Origin of the sequence: Neobacillus sp. YX16, from assembly GCF_030123505.1 — a bacterium.
Taxonomy (GTDB): Bacteria; Bacillota; Bacilli; order Bacillales; family Cytobacillaceae; genus Neobacillus.
On record NZ_CP126115.1, the window covers coordinates 4,203,640 to 4,218,323 of the forward strand.

20 protein-coding genes are annotated in these 14,684 nt (G+C 37.0%); 5 read left to right on the forward strand and 15 right to left on the reverse strand.

The window, feature by feature from the left end:
• Nucleotides 1-91: 91 nt before the first annotated feature.
• Nucleotides 92-334, forward strand: coding sequence for a DNA alkylation repair protein (locus QNH48_RS20605; protein ID WP_095250593.1), 243 nt, complete (start codon nt 92-94; stop codon nt 332-334).
• 41 nt (nt 335-375) lie between these two features.
• On the opposite strand, the gene QNH48_RS20610 is transcribed toward QNH48_RS20605, so the two are convergent.
• Both QNH48_RS20610 and QNH48_RS20615 read right to left on the reverse strand, forming a co-directional pair.
• Nucleotides 376-1,197 (reverse strand): hypothetical protein, encoded by an 822-nt coding sequence (locus tag QNH48_RS20610; RefSeq protein WP_283951808.1) that lies wholly within the window; start codon nt 1,195-1,197, stop codon nt 376-378.
• 70 nt (nt 1,198-1,267) lie between these two features.
• Nucleotides 1,268-2,206, reverse strand: a complete 939-nt coding sequence (locus QNH48_RS20615) for a CobW family GTP-binding protein (protein ID WP_283951809.1) — start codon at nt 2,204-2,206, stop codon at nt 1,268-1,270.
• Between the two features lie 117 nt (nt 2,207-2,323).
• Here QNH48_RS20615 and QNH48_RS20620 point away from each other — a divergent pair, with 117 nt between their 5' ends.
• On the forward strand, nt 2,324-3,034 hold the full coding sequence (locus QNH48_RS20620; protein WP_283951810.1) for an AlbA family DNA-binding domain-containing protein: 711 nt from the start codon (nt 2,324-2,326) through the stop codon (nt 3,032-3,034).
• A gap of 37 nt (nt 3,035-3,071) precedes the next feature.
• On the opposite strand, the gene QNH48_RS20625 is transcribed toward QNH48_RS20620, so the two are convergent.
• From QNH48_RS20625 to deoD, 4 genes are all read right to left on the reverse strand, one after another.
• Nucleotides 3,072-3,869: a hypothetical protein gene (locus tag QNH48_RS20625; RefSeq protein ID WP_283951811.1), complete on the reverse strand. Its 798-nt coding sequence runs from the start codon at nt 3,867-3,869 to the stop codon at nt 3,072-3,074.
• A gap of 109 nt (nt 3,870-3,978) precedes the next feature.
• A complete protein-coding gene (locus QNH48_RS20630) occupies nt 3,979-5,475 on the reverse strand; it encodes a lmo1851 family serine protease (RefSeq protein WP_283951812.1) in 1,497 nt (498 codons plus the stop codon).
• Nucleotides 5,476-5,606: 131 nt separating this feature from the next.
• Nucleotides 5,607-6,407: a M15 family metallopeptidase gene (locus tag QNH48_RS20635; protein WP_283951813.1), complete on the reverse strand. Its 801-nt coding sequence runs from the start codon at nt 6,405-6,407 to the stop codon at nt 5,607-5,609.
• A gap of 104 nt (nt 6,408-6,511) precedes the next feature.
• Nucleotides 6,512-7,216 carry a purine-nucleoside phosphorylase gene (gene deoD, locus QNH48_RS20640; RefSeq protein WP_045524076.1) on the reverse strand — a complete coding sequence of 235 codons (705 nt, stop codon included), beginning with the start codon at nt 7,214-7,216 and terminating at the stop codon, nt 6,512-6,514.
• Nucleotides 7,217-7,375: 159 nt separating this feature from the next.
• On the opposite strand from deoD, the gene QNH48_RS20645 reads away from it, so the two are divergent.
• Nucleotides 7,376-7,513: a hypothetical protein gene (locus QNH48_RS20645; protein ID WP_095250585.1), complete on the forward strand. Its 138-nt coding sequence runs from the start codon at nt 7,376-7,378 to the stop codon at nt 7,511-7,513.
• 203 nt (nt 7,514-7,716) lie between these two features.
• On the opposite strand, the gene QNH48_RS20650 is transcribed toward QNH48_RS20645, so the two are convergent.
• From QNH48_RS20650 to QNH48_RS20670, 5 genes are all read right to left on the reverse strand, one after another.
• Nucleotides 7,717-8,025, reverse strand: a complete 309-nt coding sequence (locus tag QNH48_RS20650; protein WP_283951814.1) for a YodL domain-containing protein — start codon at nt 8,023-8,025, stop codon at nt 7,717-7,719.
• A gap of 98 nt (nt 8,026-8,123) precedes the next feature.
• Complete coding sequence (locus QNH48_RS20655) at nt 8,124-8,894, reverse strand: sporulation protein (RefSeq protein WP_133367098.1); 771 nt, start codon at nt 8,892-8,894, stop codon at nt 8,124-8,126.
• 19 nt (nt 8,895-8,913) lie between these two features.
• Nucleotides 8,914-9,666, reverse strand: coding sequence for a serine/threonine protein kinase (locus tag QNH48_RS20660; RefSeq protein ID WP_283951815.1), 753 nt, complete (start codon nt 9,664-9,666; stop codon nt 8,914-8,916).
• 44 nt (nt 9,667-9,710) lie between these two features.
• The gene (locus tag QNH48_RS20665) at nt 9,711-9,890 is read right to left on the reverse strand and encodes a hypothetical protein (RefSeq protein WP_133367100.1); all 180 of its coding nucleotides are present in this window, start codon (nt 9,888-9,890) and stop codon (nt 9,711-9,713) included.
• Between the two features lie 172 nt (nt 9,891-10,062).
• On the reverse strand, nt 10,063-10,236 hold the full coding sequence (locus QNH48_RS20670; protein ID WP_081954691.1) for a YozD family protein: 174 nt from the start codon (nt 10,234-10,236) through the stop codon (nt 10,063-10,065).
• A 177-nt stretch (nt 10,237-10,413) separates the two neighbouring features.
• Between QNH48_RS20670 and QNH48_RS20675 the strand changes: the two genes are divergently transcribed.
• Nucleotides 10,414-10,581, forward strand: coding sequence for a hypothetical protein (locus QNH48_RS20675; protein WP_283951816.1), 168 nt, complete (start codon nt 10,414-10,416; stop codon nt 10,579-10,581).
• Between the two features lie 3 nt (nt 10,582-10,584).
• Here the strand turns inward: QNH48_RS20675 and QNH48_RS20680 are convergent, their stop codons facing one another.
• Entirely contained in the window at nt 10,585-11,295 is a 711-nt protein-coding gene (locus QNH48_RS20680) for a germination protein YodN (protein ID WP_133367101.1), read from the reverse strand.
• Nucleotides 11,296-11,422: 127 nt separating this feature from the next.
• Complete coding sequence (locus QNH48_RS20685) at nt 11,423-11,644, reverse strand: YozE family protein (protein WP_283955837.1); 222 nt, start codon at nt 11,642-11,644, stop codon at nt 11,423-11,425.
• A 116-nt stretch (nt 11,645-11,760) separates the two neighbouring features.
• On the opposite strand from QNH48_RS20685, the gene QNH48_RS20690 reads away from it, so the two are divergent.
• Nucleotides 11,761-12,864 carry an AI-2E family transporter gene (locus QNH48_RS20690; protein ID WP_283951817.1) on the forward strand — a complete coding sequence of 368 codons (1,104 nt, stop codon included), beginning with the start codon at nt 11,761-11,763 and terminating at the stop codon, nt 12,862-12,864.
• 36 nt (nt 12,865-12,900) lie between these two features.
• On the opposite strand, the gene QNH48_RS20695 is transcribed toward QNH48_RS20690, so the two are convergent.
• Together QNH48_RS20695 and kamA are read right to left on the reverse strand one after the other, a co-directional pair.
• Nucleotides 12,901-13,200 carry a YokU family protein gene (locus QNH48_RS20695; RefSeq protein ID WP_481858430.1) on the reverse strand — a complete coding sequence of 100 codons (300 nt, stop codon included), beginning with the start codon at nt 13,198-13,200 and terminating at the stop codon, nt 12,901-12,903.
• Nucleotides 13,193-14,626, reverse strand: coding sequence for a lysine 2,3-aminomutase (gene kamA, locus QNH48_RS20700; protein WP_283951818.1), 1,434 nt, complete (start codon nt 14,624-14,626; stop codon nt 13,193-13,195). Before kamA ends, QNH48_RS20695 begins: the two co-directional genes overlap by 8 nt.
• Nucleotides 14,627-14,684: the final 58 nt, after the last annotated feature.

Below are 14,684 nucleotides of genomic sequence, written 5' to 3' on the forward strand. Positions count from 1 at the left end.
CCACCTCCATATCTCCTCAATTGCATTGTTACATACTTTCCAATATTATTGCAAAAAATAGATTTTAACAACACCATGAAAGGAGTAATATATGTCTACACCTTATAAATGTCCTAATTGTAAAACCAATCGAAGCCGCTTTAATATTATTCAACAAGTTTCCCAATCTGTGAAGCTTGACCCGCAATCTGGTGAAGTGATGAAAGAATACAGTCAAAATGAATTAGAACCCTTTCACCTTCCATACAATGGACCTGATTATCGAATTCAATGTGCTTCCTGTGGTCTAATTGAGGACGAAAGAACATTCATTAAATTCGGAGAACAAGCCTAACAGAAAAACACCTTTAACTTTTGCTAAAGGTGTTTTTTTATTTATTTTAGGCCATTTTCTTTAAAAAACGATTCAGAGTCTACTTTCCAGGCATCCATCGTTGAAAATCGAATTAAATGGATTTCACCACGATAGTGCTGACTTCCTCTATTTTTAATAAACCAATCAATTTCAATTGGAACATCCATGCTTATTTCCTGTTTTAAATCCTCTGCTGGTAAAATTGGCATCCGGGTTATTCTAACATTTTCAATTCTGCCTAATATCGGTTTCCATTCAAGCTTTTGTACAGAGATCAACTTTGAAATATAGGAATCCTGCTGCTTTAAACCAGCTATATACGCTTCAACCGTTTCATAAGGTGATGTAATACTTAAGTACTCTTCTAGTTTCCCAGCCGCCTTATAAACCATCAACATATGCGAGAGGTCCATTGTGTTCGTCCGATGAGTGGTACTGCCGAAAAAATGGATACAAAAATGCCCTGGAAAATTATTTTTTAAGGCACCCCCACCGTGCGGCATCCCATGCATCGACCCGGCAATCCATTGATCATTGCGAATCACGATGATGGCACGCCGCTTCCAGCTCCATTCTCCTCCGTAAATCTTTTTCATGATTTTTGTATCCTTGGGTGTCAATGGCTGTACGTCGGCATGATGACTGCCGGCACGCCTTTGAACTTTAAACTTCTTCCCTGTTTCAAGATCTAGAACCGTAAACTTTGAATACTTCGGCAGCACATTATTGGCTTCTTCCCATGGCAGCATTTCAATTTTGTAACTAATATTTGTTGCTGCTTGTATCCCTTGACCACTTAGGAGGAATAGAATAACCATCACAAAAACTGTTTTCTTCTTCATCTAAACCCCCTTTACAATGAAAAAATAACTACATTAAAAGAGTTACCTGAAGAAGAAATATTCATTCATTTTAATTTTGTTTTTTGAAGTCTTTTTCAAGTTTACCTAGCTTTTCCTCAATCTCAAACCAATCCATATTTTCGCCGATAAATACTAGATTTAATGGTAAATTCATTTCTTCCTTCATATATAAAGGCATTCCATAAGAATATTGGAAGAGATATGGTTTTGATAAGGAATCAAATTTTATATAGCCTTTGATGCGATATATCCTCTCAGGTAAACCCTTCAAAAAATCCTCGAAGTCAGAATGGTTGATTGGTTCTTGGAATTGATAGACAAACGTGGTTAAATTAAGAGCATTTTTCGAAAAATCAGCACTGGTTTGTTTTGAAAATGATGAAAGTGTCAGTTTTCTCAATTCATCAATAGAGACCTGAGAATAATTTGTTAATAAGCAGCGTGCAGCAGAATTAATTCCTTGTATCTCAAAAATAATTTTTGATTGCTCTGATTCCGACAGTTCATCCATTTTATTAACAAGGATAAAATCTGCGTGTCTGACCTGCTCGAGCAGTAATTGATGAACCTGTGGACTTAACGTCTTTCTGTCACGCCATCTTAATCCATCCACAGTTGTTACAATTCCCTTTATCGTAAACTGATCCGCAAATAAGGGTGAAAGGATGGCATCTAGAACTTCAACCGGGTGTGCAGCCCCCGTGGTTTCAATATAGATAACTTCTGGCTTTTCATTCAATAATAAGCCCTGCAGCTGTGCTTCAAGCTTGTCCTGAATGGAACAGCAGATACAGCCCCCTAATAGCTCCTTCAAAGCTACATCTTCGTCCCGAGCGACTTCTGAATCAATTGAGACCTTTCCTAGTTCATTCATCATTACGGCGGTTTTTCGCCCTGATAATTGCTCATTTTCAAGCAGTCGCTTCAATAGCGTCGTTTTTCCACTTCCTAAAAACCCGGATAAAATATATACCTCAGTATTGTTCATCTATGTTTACCTCTTTTTCCTCTGATATTCCTTTTATTATAGCTGAAATTGGGCTATCAACTAGATAAATGTGGCTTATAATAGTAGTAAAAGAATATTCAGAAAGGACCTTCCCTCATGATTTATGAGTATGTCTACCCAAGAAGTCTCCTTCATTTTATTAAAAACCCATCACATGAATCCTTAAAAGACCTTCTTCTTCACAATACGGGTGAAACAGATTTTCTAGATTTTAAAACCAAATGGACAGAATTTTCCAAGATGGCTAAACACGTGCTTGCAATCGCAAATTCAGGCGGCGGCTGTATTATTGTTGGTGTCAGTCAAAATGATGAGGGATCCATTTCTTTAACTGGACTTCACGAAGATGATTTCCTAGATAAAGCAGATATCGATAATAAACTGGCAAATTTATTGCCAAAATACTTAAAATATCGGACGGAGGATTTTTATTTTAGCAGGGACCAACAAACATTAAGCAATAAAAGATTTCAGGTACTCATCATTGAATATGATCCAAAATATGTGCCCTACACCTCTGTTGTTCAGCGGAATGAACTTCGTTATGGTGCCATTTATGTTCGACAAGGGACAAAATCTCTCGAAGCAACCAATGACAGGCTTGTGGAAATTATTTTACGCAAGGTACATTCAGGAGGTTCTGGCGTGAATGAATATACCCTAAAAGAGCACCTGGACCAATTAAAGGAATTATATGAGGAGCATGACTCGCAGAAAAATAATGAATATAGTCAATTTATTGCAGAAGTAATAGAACGTAAAAAAGAAAGAATCCGGCAATTATTAGATATTCTTCCTGAAAATTAATGAGAAAGCGAATGAACTCATTCACTTTCTCAACTAATTAATAAATCCCTTGCTCATCTTCTAACATTTTATTTACATTTTCAAGCTTGTTTTTTTTATTGGCAGCCACTATTTCTATTTCTTCAATTGAAGTGACAGGGTTCATCATTACCGTTAATCCCAAATCCATGAACTTTCCTTTTCCTATGTCAGTGTTGACATTTTTTAAGATCTCATTCAGAACTTGTGGTGCTATAGTGAGGAAATCCTCAGCAGATATTTCTTTCAATACTTCTTCTTTTAATGCCATAAATATTGGAGATAATTCTTTAGCATAACTTGAATTCATTTTTAGCTGCTCAAAATATTGGACAATATCCTCACCCTTTAGTCTTTGTCTTTCACCATCCAGATGCCCTTCATTTCCAGTCATCATTTCTATCCCGTTCGGAGCAAGCACATCAATTACAGTCCCGAAACCAGAAGTATCAAAGATAAAACAATAATCAATATCTACTTGATATTTTTCTGCTGCCTGTTTTTTCAGGTTCTCCAATTCCCCTTCTTTGCCATCAAGTGCAAGCATGATAGATCCGTACTCGATTTTATTTTGGTCTTTATCATATTTTAACAACAGCCCTGGTTCGATTGCTGATGAAGCTGAGCCTTTACTATTTTCGATAATAAGAAAGGTTTCCACCTTCTTCTCACTTTCAGAAGAATCCTTTAATTTTTCTAGAAAAGGGATACTCTTCGCTTCTTCTCCCTTCTTCTCTGTACTGCTTTGAAAAAATGTCTGTAAGGGGCCGAAGCCGAAAAAGGAAAGGACAATAACGGCAATGATTAACTTTTTCATATCTAAAATCACCAAATTCCTTTTTTTATTTCCATTTTCGGAAAATTAGGCAAAGATTATACTTCTACATGGAAAAAGCCTGAACCAGCAGCACGGTTCAGGCTTTTCATTATTTCATTTCCTCTTTTAACACTTCAATTGCTTTTTGAAGCTGAGTATCATGGTTTTGAATCTGTTCTCTAAGCTTTTCCATTAATTTAAAGGTAGTATCTCCTTTTAAGATTCCATCAGCAGGCAGATTATTTGCTGTTTGAAAGCTAATAACAGCCTCCTGTGTTTTCTCATCGAAGAATCCGTCTACACGTCCTGGATCATACCCAATTGCCTTTAACATTTTCTGAGCTGATTCAACCTCAGTTGAAGAACTTGAAAGCTTCAGCTCTTTGTCAGGATTAATGATTGGTAATGTTGCGTATTCAGGGAGTGGAACATCAATATCAGGCTTAATTCCTTTTTTATGAATCCAATTACCATTTGGCGTGAGCCATTTTGCAGTTGTAAATTTTATATTTGAATTGTCAGGGAAGTCCTTGGCCGTTTGAACGGTTCCTTTCCCAAAGGAATTCTCACCTACTAGCTTAACACCAGCAGATTCGCTAACTGCTCCAGCAAGAATTTCAGAGGCACTGGCACTGCCTTTATCAATTAATACGACCAACGGGAAGTCTGGATCCCCATCATTTTGTGAAGGATATTCCTTGGTCTTACCATTCCGGTCTTCCACTTTTAATATTAGTTTTCCTTTTGGAACAAACATACTTGAAATACTAATGGCTTCATCTAATAATCCGCCTGGATTTTGACGCAAGTCTAAGACTAACCCTTTCATCCCCTGTTTCTGCAGTTCATTTAGCTTCGCAGCAAGGTCCTTTGAGGTATTAGTAGAAAAACTTGTAATTTGAACTTTGGCAATACCGTCGCCAATCATTTCACCATAAACGGTTTCAATAGGAATATCATCGCGGATAATCGGTACCTTAACAGGTGCGTCTGTTCCCGGCCGTTGAATGGTTAATTCCACCTTTGTTCCTTTTTTTCCACGAATGATGGTTACCGCTTCAGTCGAGGTCATTCCCTGTAGACTTTTTCCGTCGACAGATACAATGATATCATTCGGCCTCAAACCCGCTTTTTCAGCTGGAGAGCCCTTAATTGGTGAGACAATCATAATATGTCCGTCTTTCTCTTGAATCTCTGCACCGATTCCTTGGAATGAAGAATTAATTGAGGCATGGAAATTTTCCGCTTCCTCCACACTCATATAGTCAGTATAAGGATCGTCTAGAGCTTTTACCATTCCATCAATAGCCCCATTAATTAGCTTTTTCTGATCAAGCTCCTCAAAATATCCACTCTTCAGCGTATCATAGGCAGTATAAAGTTTATCAAATTCTGATCTTTCCGTACCAACTGTAATGACTTTTTCATCCCCAACCGATAAGGCAAATGTTGTAATGCCTGTAGATAGCAACACAAGGAAAAACAACATCAATATAAAATGAAATTTCTTAATGTGTACATACCCAGATTTCTTCTCTATTTCCTGCTCTTGTTCAAGATTTTCTTGATTAACATTTTGCTCATCCAAAGATTTCACCACTTTCATTGTCCAAAAAATAATATGTAAAACTAACCCTTAGTGATTAGAATAACATTTTTCATAAAAAAATAACAAAGAAAAGTTATGTATAATGAAAAAGGGCACATCCATTAGTCAGGCGTGCCGGAAGTCACGATTTAAATTTTCTTCACTTCATTGAAATATTCTTCTAGCGTCCAGCTATGCTCGTACATAATCGTTGCAGCTTTTACACCGACATAGCGGAAATGCCACGGCTCATACATATAATTTGTAATGTCCATTTTCTCTTTAGGATATCTCAAAATAAAGCCAAAGTGATGTGCGTTTTCTTTTAGCCATTTACCTTCTGTGGTATTTGCAAAGGCTTCATTTAAATATAATTTATTCGACCTGCTCGAAATATCCATGGCTAATCCAGATTGATGCTCACTTGCACCTGGAATAGCTACAGCCTGCTCAGCCTTTTCTACCCCTACTCTATTTACTTCAGCATCATACAATGATTTCTGCCGGCTATAGGAGCGGTATCCCGATACAGCAAGAATTTCGATTCCATTTTTTGCAGCGTTAGTAAACATTTTCTCTAATGCTTCTGCCGCTTCTTTTCTCATTAAACTTTTTTCTATATCTTCTTCCCTAAAGGAGAATTCCACTTCTGGTTTGACAAGATCCTCAGGTATATAATTTTCTGGCAAATAAAACTCTTTGTTAACCAATGCCATGACGTTCGTAGAATTTTGGATGACATTTTTGCCATCTACTTCTTTAATATCATTGAAAAACATTGATTCTAAACTGAGTGGATCATTTATTGGAGATTCTTCTTGTTGAGACTCTTGGTTTTTACTAGAGTCATTTCCAGTGAAGGGAAGTTTATTTAATAATGAATCGACCTGACTACAGCCGCTAAAAAGAACTGTCATTGAACCAATTAATACTATATTTTTCCATACCATAATTCTCACCTATCTATCTTTCTTTATACTTTCTGCACTATATCTATTTTTACCAAAAAAATCAATAAGAAACCTCTCTCAATACTTGAAAGAGGCAGTTTTACCTATTCTTTTGTCGCTGCTTCTAGTGCAACTACAATCATATCATTAAATGTTAATTGTCTTTCTTCCGCTGTTGTTTCTTCACCTGTTAAGATATGATCACTTACAGTAAGTACCGACAATGCTCTGCGGTTAAATTTAGCGGCTAATGTATATAATGCAGTTGTTTCCATCTCAATGGCAAGAATCTGATACTTTGCCCATTTTTCAAGTTCAGCATTGTCATTATAGAAAGAATCAGCAGTAAAGATATTCCCTACTTTTAAATTAAGCCCTTTTTCTACACCTGCATCATAGGCCTTTTTAAGTAAATCAAAGTTCGCACAAGGAGCGAAATCAACGCCTCCAAAAGTAAGACGATTCATATTAGAGTCGGTCGAACTAGTCATTGCCAAAATAACATCTCGGACTTTTACGTCCTTTTGGATGGCTCCGCATGTGCCAACTCGGATTAAATTTTGGACATTATAGCTGTTCATTAATTCATTTACATAAATGGAGATAGAAGGTACACCCATTCCTGTTCCTTGAACAGAAATTCTCTTCCCTTTGTATGTACCGGTATAACCAAACATATTTCTTACTTCATTATAACATTTGGCATCTTCTAAAAAGGTTTCCGCGATATATTTAGCCCTTAACGGGTCTCCAGGCAGTAATACCGTTTCAGCAATTTCATTTTCTTTCGCACCAATATGTACACTCATTATAAAATCCTCCAATCAATTAAAGTGAAGTTCGTAACTTCACACTTGTCAATATATCACAACACTTTGTCCAATGAAAAACCTTTCACTGAAAACGTCATGAATTTTTCTATTTGTGGGAAGCTATTTTTAGATTATCCAAAGGAGGTTCATAAAATTATGGGAAAAAAGCATAGAGCACAAACAAATCGCCCTAAGAAAAATAATCATATTCCACCTGAGGCCATTGAAGCAGAGCATAATGCCCATGCAAAAGAAAATGAAGCATCAGGCGGTCGAAAAAGTAATGGTCAATAAAAGCTAAAGCAATAAGAAAAGCGCAAGCGCCCTGGTCAGCGGCGTATGGCCAGGAGCGCTCCAACTGAGATAAAGGAAACACGAAGAGCCGGAGGCGATTCGATGTTGACTTATCGTAGGGCGGAGAGCGAAGGACACTAGCCGCTAGGGCGCTGGAGCTGGACAGTAAGAAAACCTAAGGAATTTTCTCCTTAGGTTTTCTTTTATCTTATTTGGATTCGATTAACAGGATGCCACCCACCAGGTTTTAATTGATAATAATGCTGTCCGCCTCGACCTTCATCAATTAATATGATGTCTCCTGTGGAAAGAAATCTCCCCTGATAATTCGATGGAATTCGATCCATAACATTAAAGAGACTAAACGTTTCTTCCAAACAATTTTCATGGCTGCCTGCTTGAATGAATGTACGATATACCTGTTTGTACCCTTTATATTCTCTGTACTTTGGAGTTTGAAAGATTGTCACATCATATTGAATACTAGCTCTTCTGGTTATCGCCTTGATCATCTTATCCCCTCCAATAATTAAGGTAATTCTTATTACTTAATAATTAGAGATGGATATAGGAGAATCCTTCAGAGAAATCTGTCTTTTTTTGTCGAAAATTAAGAAAATCTTTGAATAACGCTTTGAATTTGCTGTTGGAGGTTTGGAATATCGGCGGATGTTACCGTTAATCTTACATTACTTTCGTCCAAACCAGCTGCTTCTGCAAATAATCCACCCAATCCGCGTGCACGACGGTCTACTTGTAAAAGCAACTCTATTATGCCATTTCCTGATGGTCTGAGGACTACCTCTAGCTCATCTAATCTTCCACGGAATGGTCCAGAGGTTGGTACATATTCAAATTCTTGCACAAACGGCAAGCGGCCGCGAACTTTGTAAGATGCTTCTTCACAATCAGCTTCACGCAAACGGAATCCAAGACTGTCGACTGCGTTAAAGATGGCATTCATCAATTGATCAGGAACAACTTGAATATAGTCTTTATCACCTGGGTCCACAGCGTTCTTAATATCTAAACCAGTTGTTACCCAAATTTTTGACCTGCCGATAGACAGTGGTGTATCTAGTGGAAGCTGGAAGGAAAAAGGAATTTCTTTTCTTTCATTTTTTCCAATTGTAAATGGGCTGGTGACTCGGAAACGATCGATTGTAGCTGTAACATTATACTTTTTATCATCTGATTCTTTTAAATAGGTAGTATTTAATGATAAATAGATATCATCTACCTGCTGGTCTACCTTTCCACCTCTGATTTCTACAATACCATTAACCGTTTCACCCGGCTTATATGTATCCCTCTCGAGCTTGGTGTCTACCGTTGCTGAACCAATTCCTACACTAGCAAATACTTTGTCAAAAAAAGACATTCTTATTTCCTCCCTTATACTACAAATATTTTTGGATATCTGACTTTACTTGTGCGCAGCACTCATAACAGTCTTTTATTTGTAAAAGTCTGCTGATAATGTACTTTGCATGATATGATATCTCCAATTCCTCTTCCCAGCTGCTCTCCTTGGTTTTTTTTGGAAAAGAAAAGTTGGAGTAAAGTAAAAACAACAAAAAATGACCAAGACCATAAAAGTCTGCCTGGGGATTTACCTCTTTTCGCAAATGCCGTTTTCGCTTTATTCCTGCATTCACATGATTACGTTTCCTTGCCAGCCCTAAATCTATAAGCACAATCTCAGAACCATTCGCAATTACATTAGGGATTCGAATATCTCTATGAATTAACTGCTGTTCATGCAAATAATTTATGTGCTCTAGTAATTGATTCGCAATTCTAAAAGCTTCTATTTCTGAATATTTTTGCCCATCCTGAAAGATCAGCTGTTCGAAATTCTTACCTTCAATATACTCCATTGTATAAAATGGTATATTTTTGTAAATTCCATCTTCGAAAAAACGAGGAAACCCAGCGTGATTAATGGTTTGGAGCAGGTCTTTTTCAAGCTCAAAGTCCCTTTTCCCTAACTTCGTAATTCTTTTATGGATGCGTAATGCTTTTAGTACTTTCTTTTGCTGCGATACCTGATCAATTACTAAGTAACTATTTCCATAGCTTCCAACGCCTAAATGGTTGATAATCTCGTATCGCTCTGCAATAATTTCATTTTCCCTAAATCTGCTTTCCATAATGTTAGCAGCGACTAAAGTCATTCTTTTAAACATATAAGTAATTAACTGCTAAAGAAGCTAGAAAAGAAACTGCCGCTTTTATGCTTCTTTTTATAGTGCTGATGTCCTAGGTGCTTATGTTTGTGGTGGTTCATTTTCTTCCAAGCATTACTAGAATGTGAATATTTTTTTTGATGATGAAGTTTACTTCCAAGAATTGATTTTAAAATCTTTTTAAGCATCCATCATTCCTCCTCATCTTCGCTATTCTTAATACGATAAAGAAATAGTAAAGTTTCACCAATTAATGAAAAATAGCAAAAAAAATATCACAAACAAAAAGCGAGCAGGTTCAAATGCTCGTCTTTCGCTACTTCTTATTAAAAAGATGAATACAGTATCGTGATATTTTACCTATTCATCTTCTACTTCTTCGTCGATAATACTTTTCTCGATGAGATACTCGAAGGTGATATCAGCGATTTCTTCCAATTCTTCTTCCGTAGGAACGTATCCTCTTTTCACCAGCTCATGAAAGAAAAATTCAGCAATCTCTTCCGTATCAATAAATACTTCAATTTCTCTCATAGCATCGCCCCCTTTTTACGAATGTATGATGAATTCTGCACATTCATGCTATTTACTTCTAGAAGAATCGGTAAATATTCTGCAGCTTAAACATAGAGTGCAAAATAAAAGATTAAATATGTCTTTTTTTCTTTGGACAAGCATAGAATGAAAAAAATACGATTATGAGGTGATAGTATGTCAAATCTACAAGCGAAATTTGATGCTATTCTTGATGATGTAAATCAGGAGGATGGATTGATCATCACTGCCTTTGAAAAGATTTTAGACGGCCTATTTTTTCTAATAAAATGGGGTGGAATTCCTTTGATCATTTATTTATTAGTGGCAATTTCCAGGTGGTAGAAGCTAGACATGGCTTTTACCATCGTCATTTACAATACTCTTTAATTTCCTTAAAATGACACGCATAACTTGATAATACTCCTGGTCGTGAAATATTGTATATAAAATTTTGTAATCATTAAATATATCTAATAAATTATCGATTAACTGCTTCTTTTCCTTTTTTCGTTCAATTTCTTCAAGTTCTGCTTTTCTCACAATGTTTTTTTGTGTTTTTGAAATTGCGACCTGGTGCTTCTCTTCGTTATTTACTAAATAAAGGAGTCCTAGTTTTTGAATAAACGTATCCGCACTCTCAGCGTCTGCAACGAGTGTCATTTCCTCTTCACCCGCTTCCAGCCATTCCCCATCACTAATTCTTGAAAGTTCGTAGATAACATCTTCCCATGCATCTTCTTTGTAGCGCCAAATTTCCGTTCGAAATCCAACAATCTTAAACAAATCTGCGCCATATCCGGCGACTTGAACTAAATCTCCGAAGAAGAATTTATATTCAATATCTATTTGTTCTTGCTCCACCAAATCTCCTTCATATTCTGAAAGGAGCTGCAGTCCTGATTCAACAAAAAGACCATCACTTTTATTCACTTCGTACACATAATTCCCGTCAATCAACTTGACATCGGTTATTTTGCCAACTGTACCATACATCGTTATCACGACCGTATCACCGACCTTATACTTCGGTATATTCCTTCTTTTCATATCCTCCATCCTCTCAATGATGAGTCGTGAATTTTGATTACAATAGTATATGCACCAATGGATGTACCCGCGCACACTGGGGAAAAAGAAAAATCGCCTCTTTTTACAGAGACGATCTAAAGGGATTTACATAAATTCAATTACTTTCTGATAAGACATAAAGTTCCCAGGCTTCATCAAATATAGTCATGGACTCTAGATAATGACCATTAAATTCTAGGTAAGAACTGAGCTCATGGTAGTCTTCAGATGTTTTTGGGAAGCTATGGTCCAAAAAAGCCTCATTCGCAAAAACACTGATGGCATCCTTTGGTTCTGGGTGCCGATATTTCATTAAAAAATGATAAAAAGATTTAATCATACATAGCGCCTTTCTTTCTATCCTGAGACAAAAATTGATTTTACTTAAAGATACTATAAGTGATAAAGATTTGATATAATTTTACCAAATATATAGAAACAGAGGTACATACATTGGCAAAGAAGAAATTTCAATATTGGTTAATACAGGTCTTGTTAATTTTAACCATCATTTGGGTTTCAACTAAGATATCCTTCTTATTTGAACCAATCGGAATATTTTTTTCAACCATCTTTTTCCCCATTTTGATAACAGGTTTTCTTTACTTTTTACTTAATCCAGTCGTTAATTTTCTACAGCGCCATAAAGTGCCTAGATTATTAGCCATCCTTATCATTTATGTTGTTTTTATACTCATTTGTGTACTTGCAATTGGAAATTTAATTCCTGCGATTACAAAACAATTTACAGCTCTTGCGAACGAACTTCCAGTATATGCAGACAAAACCATGCAGTTTTTTGACAATGTCATGAAATCATCTGAATTTAAATGGATCATGGACGAGCAAAAGGATCTTCTTGAAACTGTTCAGGAAAGGCTCATCGAATTTGCAAATACCCTGCCTAACACGATTACAGGCAGCATAACGAATATACTTGGTGTGATAACCAATATAGCTATCATTCTCGTCACGGTTCCTTTTTTATTATTCTACATGTTTAAAGATGGACACAAGTTTCCTACGGCAATCTCAAAATTCCTTCCCAATCCATACAGAGAGGAAGGCTTATCCATCCTTAAAGAGACAGGCGATACTCTCTCTGCTTATATCCAGGGCCAAGTAACTGTAGCATTGGCTGTAGGCACGCTGGCGTTTATCGGTTACCTGATTATTGATTTACCCTTTGCACTTGTCATGGCCTTAATCGTAGCATTTACCAACATTATTCCTTATATCGGCCCAATTCTTGGAGGAGCACCTGCGGTAATCGTAGCGTTATTCGATTCTCCAACAAAAGCATTGTTAGTCATAGTAGTTATTCTCATTGCTCAACAGGTGGAAGGGAATGTATTATCCCCGCTCATTCTCGGAAAAAGCTTGGACACCCATCCAGCAACCATTATCATTATATTATTAGCTGCCGGAAATCTGGCTGGAGTCCTTGGGATGGTCCTGGCAATCCCATTTTATGCAGTCATGAAAACCATTGTCTTAAACCTAGTTAAGTTTTTACGAGCGAGGAAAAACGCAGCAAAACCGATTCAAACAGAATAATCAAAAACCCCTATCGACGCTGATAGGGGTTTTGTTTTAGGAAGAAAAATCAAAATAATTTCTCTTCAAAAGTCTCGGAAGGGACATTAACTCTTTATAGGTGATGCTGTTTCCAATTTTCTTCGTATCAATCAGGAATAATTGATCTTCAATTTCCTTTGTTATTTCATCTGTTTGATAGACCATGTTGCAATCATCGCAAACCACTGCGGGGGTTTCTATTATTTGAATGGCTCTTGTGCCGTCAGGAAGCTCCCAATAAACGCTATTCTCACCATTTTTAGCAGCACTCCCGCACCATTCACAGACTAATCCCATATTCATCCCTCTATTCATTCGATGTAGAGTTCCCATCAGAATCATTTTTTCCAGCAGTCGCTGGTTTGTTTTGAAGTGCCTGAAATTTCTTTTCCTTCAACTCATCACGCTTGCCTCGTTTATCCTTCAATGTGGTATGGGTAGGATTTTGATTGTATTCTTTTCGACGATTTAATCTCTGTAAGCCCTCTGGAACAAGGTTAAAATGCTGGTCATTCATAATTCCTGCAATCCCAACATTAGAGCGTTTCTCCTCCATGTCAGGATAAATCTCTTTAAAATAACCTTCTGCTGTTCCTGGCTTATAATTTTCTGGTTCTGGATAAGAGGTAATGACTCCTTCAAAATTCCTGAGGACAACTTTTTCTGCACTTTGTGAAATTAAATAATTCGGCTGAAGTGAAATTTTCCCGCCACCGCCAGGACCGTCAAGCACAAAAGTCGGCACTGCATAGCCGCTCGTATGTCCGCGGAGTCCTTCTATTATTTCAAGTCCTTTTGAAACAGGTGCACGGAAATGACCAATTCCTTCGGATAAATCACATTGATATATATAATATGGACGTACACGAATTTTCACGAGATCATGCATAAGCTTTTTCATAATCGGCACACTGTCGTTGATACCGGCGAGGATGACCGATTGGTTCCCGACTGGAACACCAGAGTTAGCAAGCATTTCACATGCCTTTTTAGACTCTTCAGTTATTTCGATGGATGTATTAAAATGAGTATTCAACCAAATTGGATGATACTTTTTTAAAATGTTACAAAGGTTTTCGGTAATCCTTTGCGGGAATACTACTGGTGCTCTTGTTCCAATCCGAATAATTTCCACATGGTCAATTTCACGAAGATTTTTCAAAATATATTCAAGGATATTATCATTTATAAGCAGCCCGTCACCGCCAGAAATTAACACATCCCGTACTTGCGGGGTTTGCCGGATATAATTTATCGCTGCATCTAGCTGCTTCTTTGGGACACCCATTCCAATTTGTCCTGAGAATCTTCTTCTCGTACAGTAGCGGCAGTACATCGAACATTGATTGGTGACAAGAAATAGAACGCGATCTGGGTAACGGTGCGTCAATCCTGGTACTGGTGAATCTTCATCCTCATATAGTGGATCTTCAAGGTCATATTTCGTTTTATGAATTTCTTCTGAAATTGGAACCGACTGCATCCGAATGGGGCAGCGTGGGTCATCAGGGTTCATAAGCGAAGCATAGTAGGGTGTTATATTTAAGGGTATCGTTTTGGTTGAGATTCTTACTCCTTCTTCTTCATCTGGAGTTAAGTTGATTACCTTTTTTAAATCTTCTAGTGTGCGGATGGTATTTGTTAGCTGCCATAGCCAATCATTCCATTGTTCTTCACTTACATCTTTCCAAAGCTCTATATCTTTCCAATGCCTATTCGGCTTATATAGTGTCTGTTTCATATTAAATTCCTCCTTACCCTGCTTTACTAAAATATTATGCAAGAATTATGCCAATGCA

Excerpts from the sequence above, each read along its gene's own strand:
- QNH48_RS20665 (WP_133367100.1), bottom strand. The coding sequence starts at position 9,890 with ATGCTTAAAAAGATTTTAAAATCAATTCTTGGAAGTAAACTTCATCAT.
- QNH48_RS20630 (WP_283951812.1), bottom strand. The coding sequence starts at position 5,475 with ATGAAAGTGGTGAAATCTTTGGATGAGCAAAATGTTAATCAAGAAAAT.
- QNH48_RS20675 (WP_283951816.1), top strand. The coding sequence starts at position 10,414 with ATGTCAAATCTACAAGCGAAATTTGATGCTATTCTTGATGATGTAAAT.
- QNH48_RS20610 (WP_283951808.1), bottom strand. The coding sequence starts at position 1,197 with ATGAAGAAGAAAACAGTTTTTGTGATGGTTATTCTATTCCTCCTAAGT.
- QNH48_RS20660 (WP_283951815.1), bottom strand. The coding sequence starts at position 9,666 with ATGGAAAGCAGATTTAGGGAAAATGAAATTATTGCAGAGCGATACGAG.
- QNH48_RS20680 (WP_133367101.1), bottom strand. The coding sequence starts at position 11,295 with ATGGAGGATATGAAAAGAAGGAATATACCGAAGTATAAGGTCGGTGAT.
- deoD (WP_045524076.1), bottom strand. The coding sequence starts at position 7,216 with ATGAGTGTACATATTGGTGCGAAAGAAAATGAAATTGCTGAAACGGTA.
- QNH48_RS20605 (WP_095250593.1), top strand. The coding sequence starts at position 92 with ATGTCTACACCTTATAAATGTCCTAATTGTAAAACCAATCGAAGCCGC.
- QNH48_RS20655 (WP_133367098.1), bottom strand. The coding sequence starts at position 8,894 with ATGTCTTTTTTTGACAAAGTATTTGCTAGTGTAGGAATTGGTTCAGCA.
- QNH48_RS20670 (WP_081954691.1), bottom strand. The coding sequence starts at position 10,236 with ATGAGAGAAATTGAAGTATTTATTGATACGGAAGAGATTGCTGAATTT.
- QNH48_RS20650 (WP_283951814.1), bottom strand. The coding sequence starts at position 8,025 with ATGATCAAGGCGATAACCAGAAGAGCTAGTATTCAATATGATGTGACA.
- QNH48_RS20695 (WP_481858430.1), bottom strand. The coding sequence starts at position 13,200 with ATGAATAGAGGGATGAATATGGGATTAGTCTGTGAATGGTGCGGGAGT.
- QNH48_RS20620 (WP_283951810.1), top strand. The coding sequence starts at position 2,324 with ATGATTTATGAGTATGTCTACCCAAGAAGTCTCCTTCATTTTATTAAA.
- kamA (WP_283951818.1), bottom strand. The coding sequence starts at position 14,626 with ATGAAACAGACACTATATAAGCCGAATAGGCATTGGAAAGATATAGAG.
- QNH48_RS20635 (WP_283951813.1), bottom strand. The coding sequence starts at position 6,407 with ATGGTATGGAAAAATATAGTATTAATTGGTTCAATGACAGTTCTTTTT.
- QNH48_RS20615 (WP_283951809.1), bottom strand. The coding sequence starts at position 2,206 with ATGAACAATACTGAGGTATATATTTTATCCGGGTTTTTAGGAAGTGGA.
- QNH48_RS20625 (WP_283951811.1), bottom strand. The coding sequence starts at position 3,869 with ATGAAAAAGTTAATCATTGCCGTTATTGTCCTTTCCTTTTTCGGCTTC.
- QNH48_RS20645 (WP_095250585.1), top strand. The coding sequence starts at position 7,376 with ATGGGAAAAAAGCATAGAGCACAAACAAATCGCCCTAAGAAAAATAAT.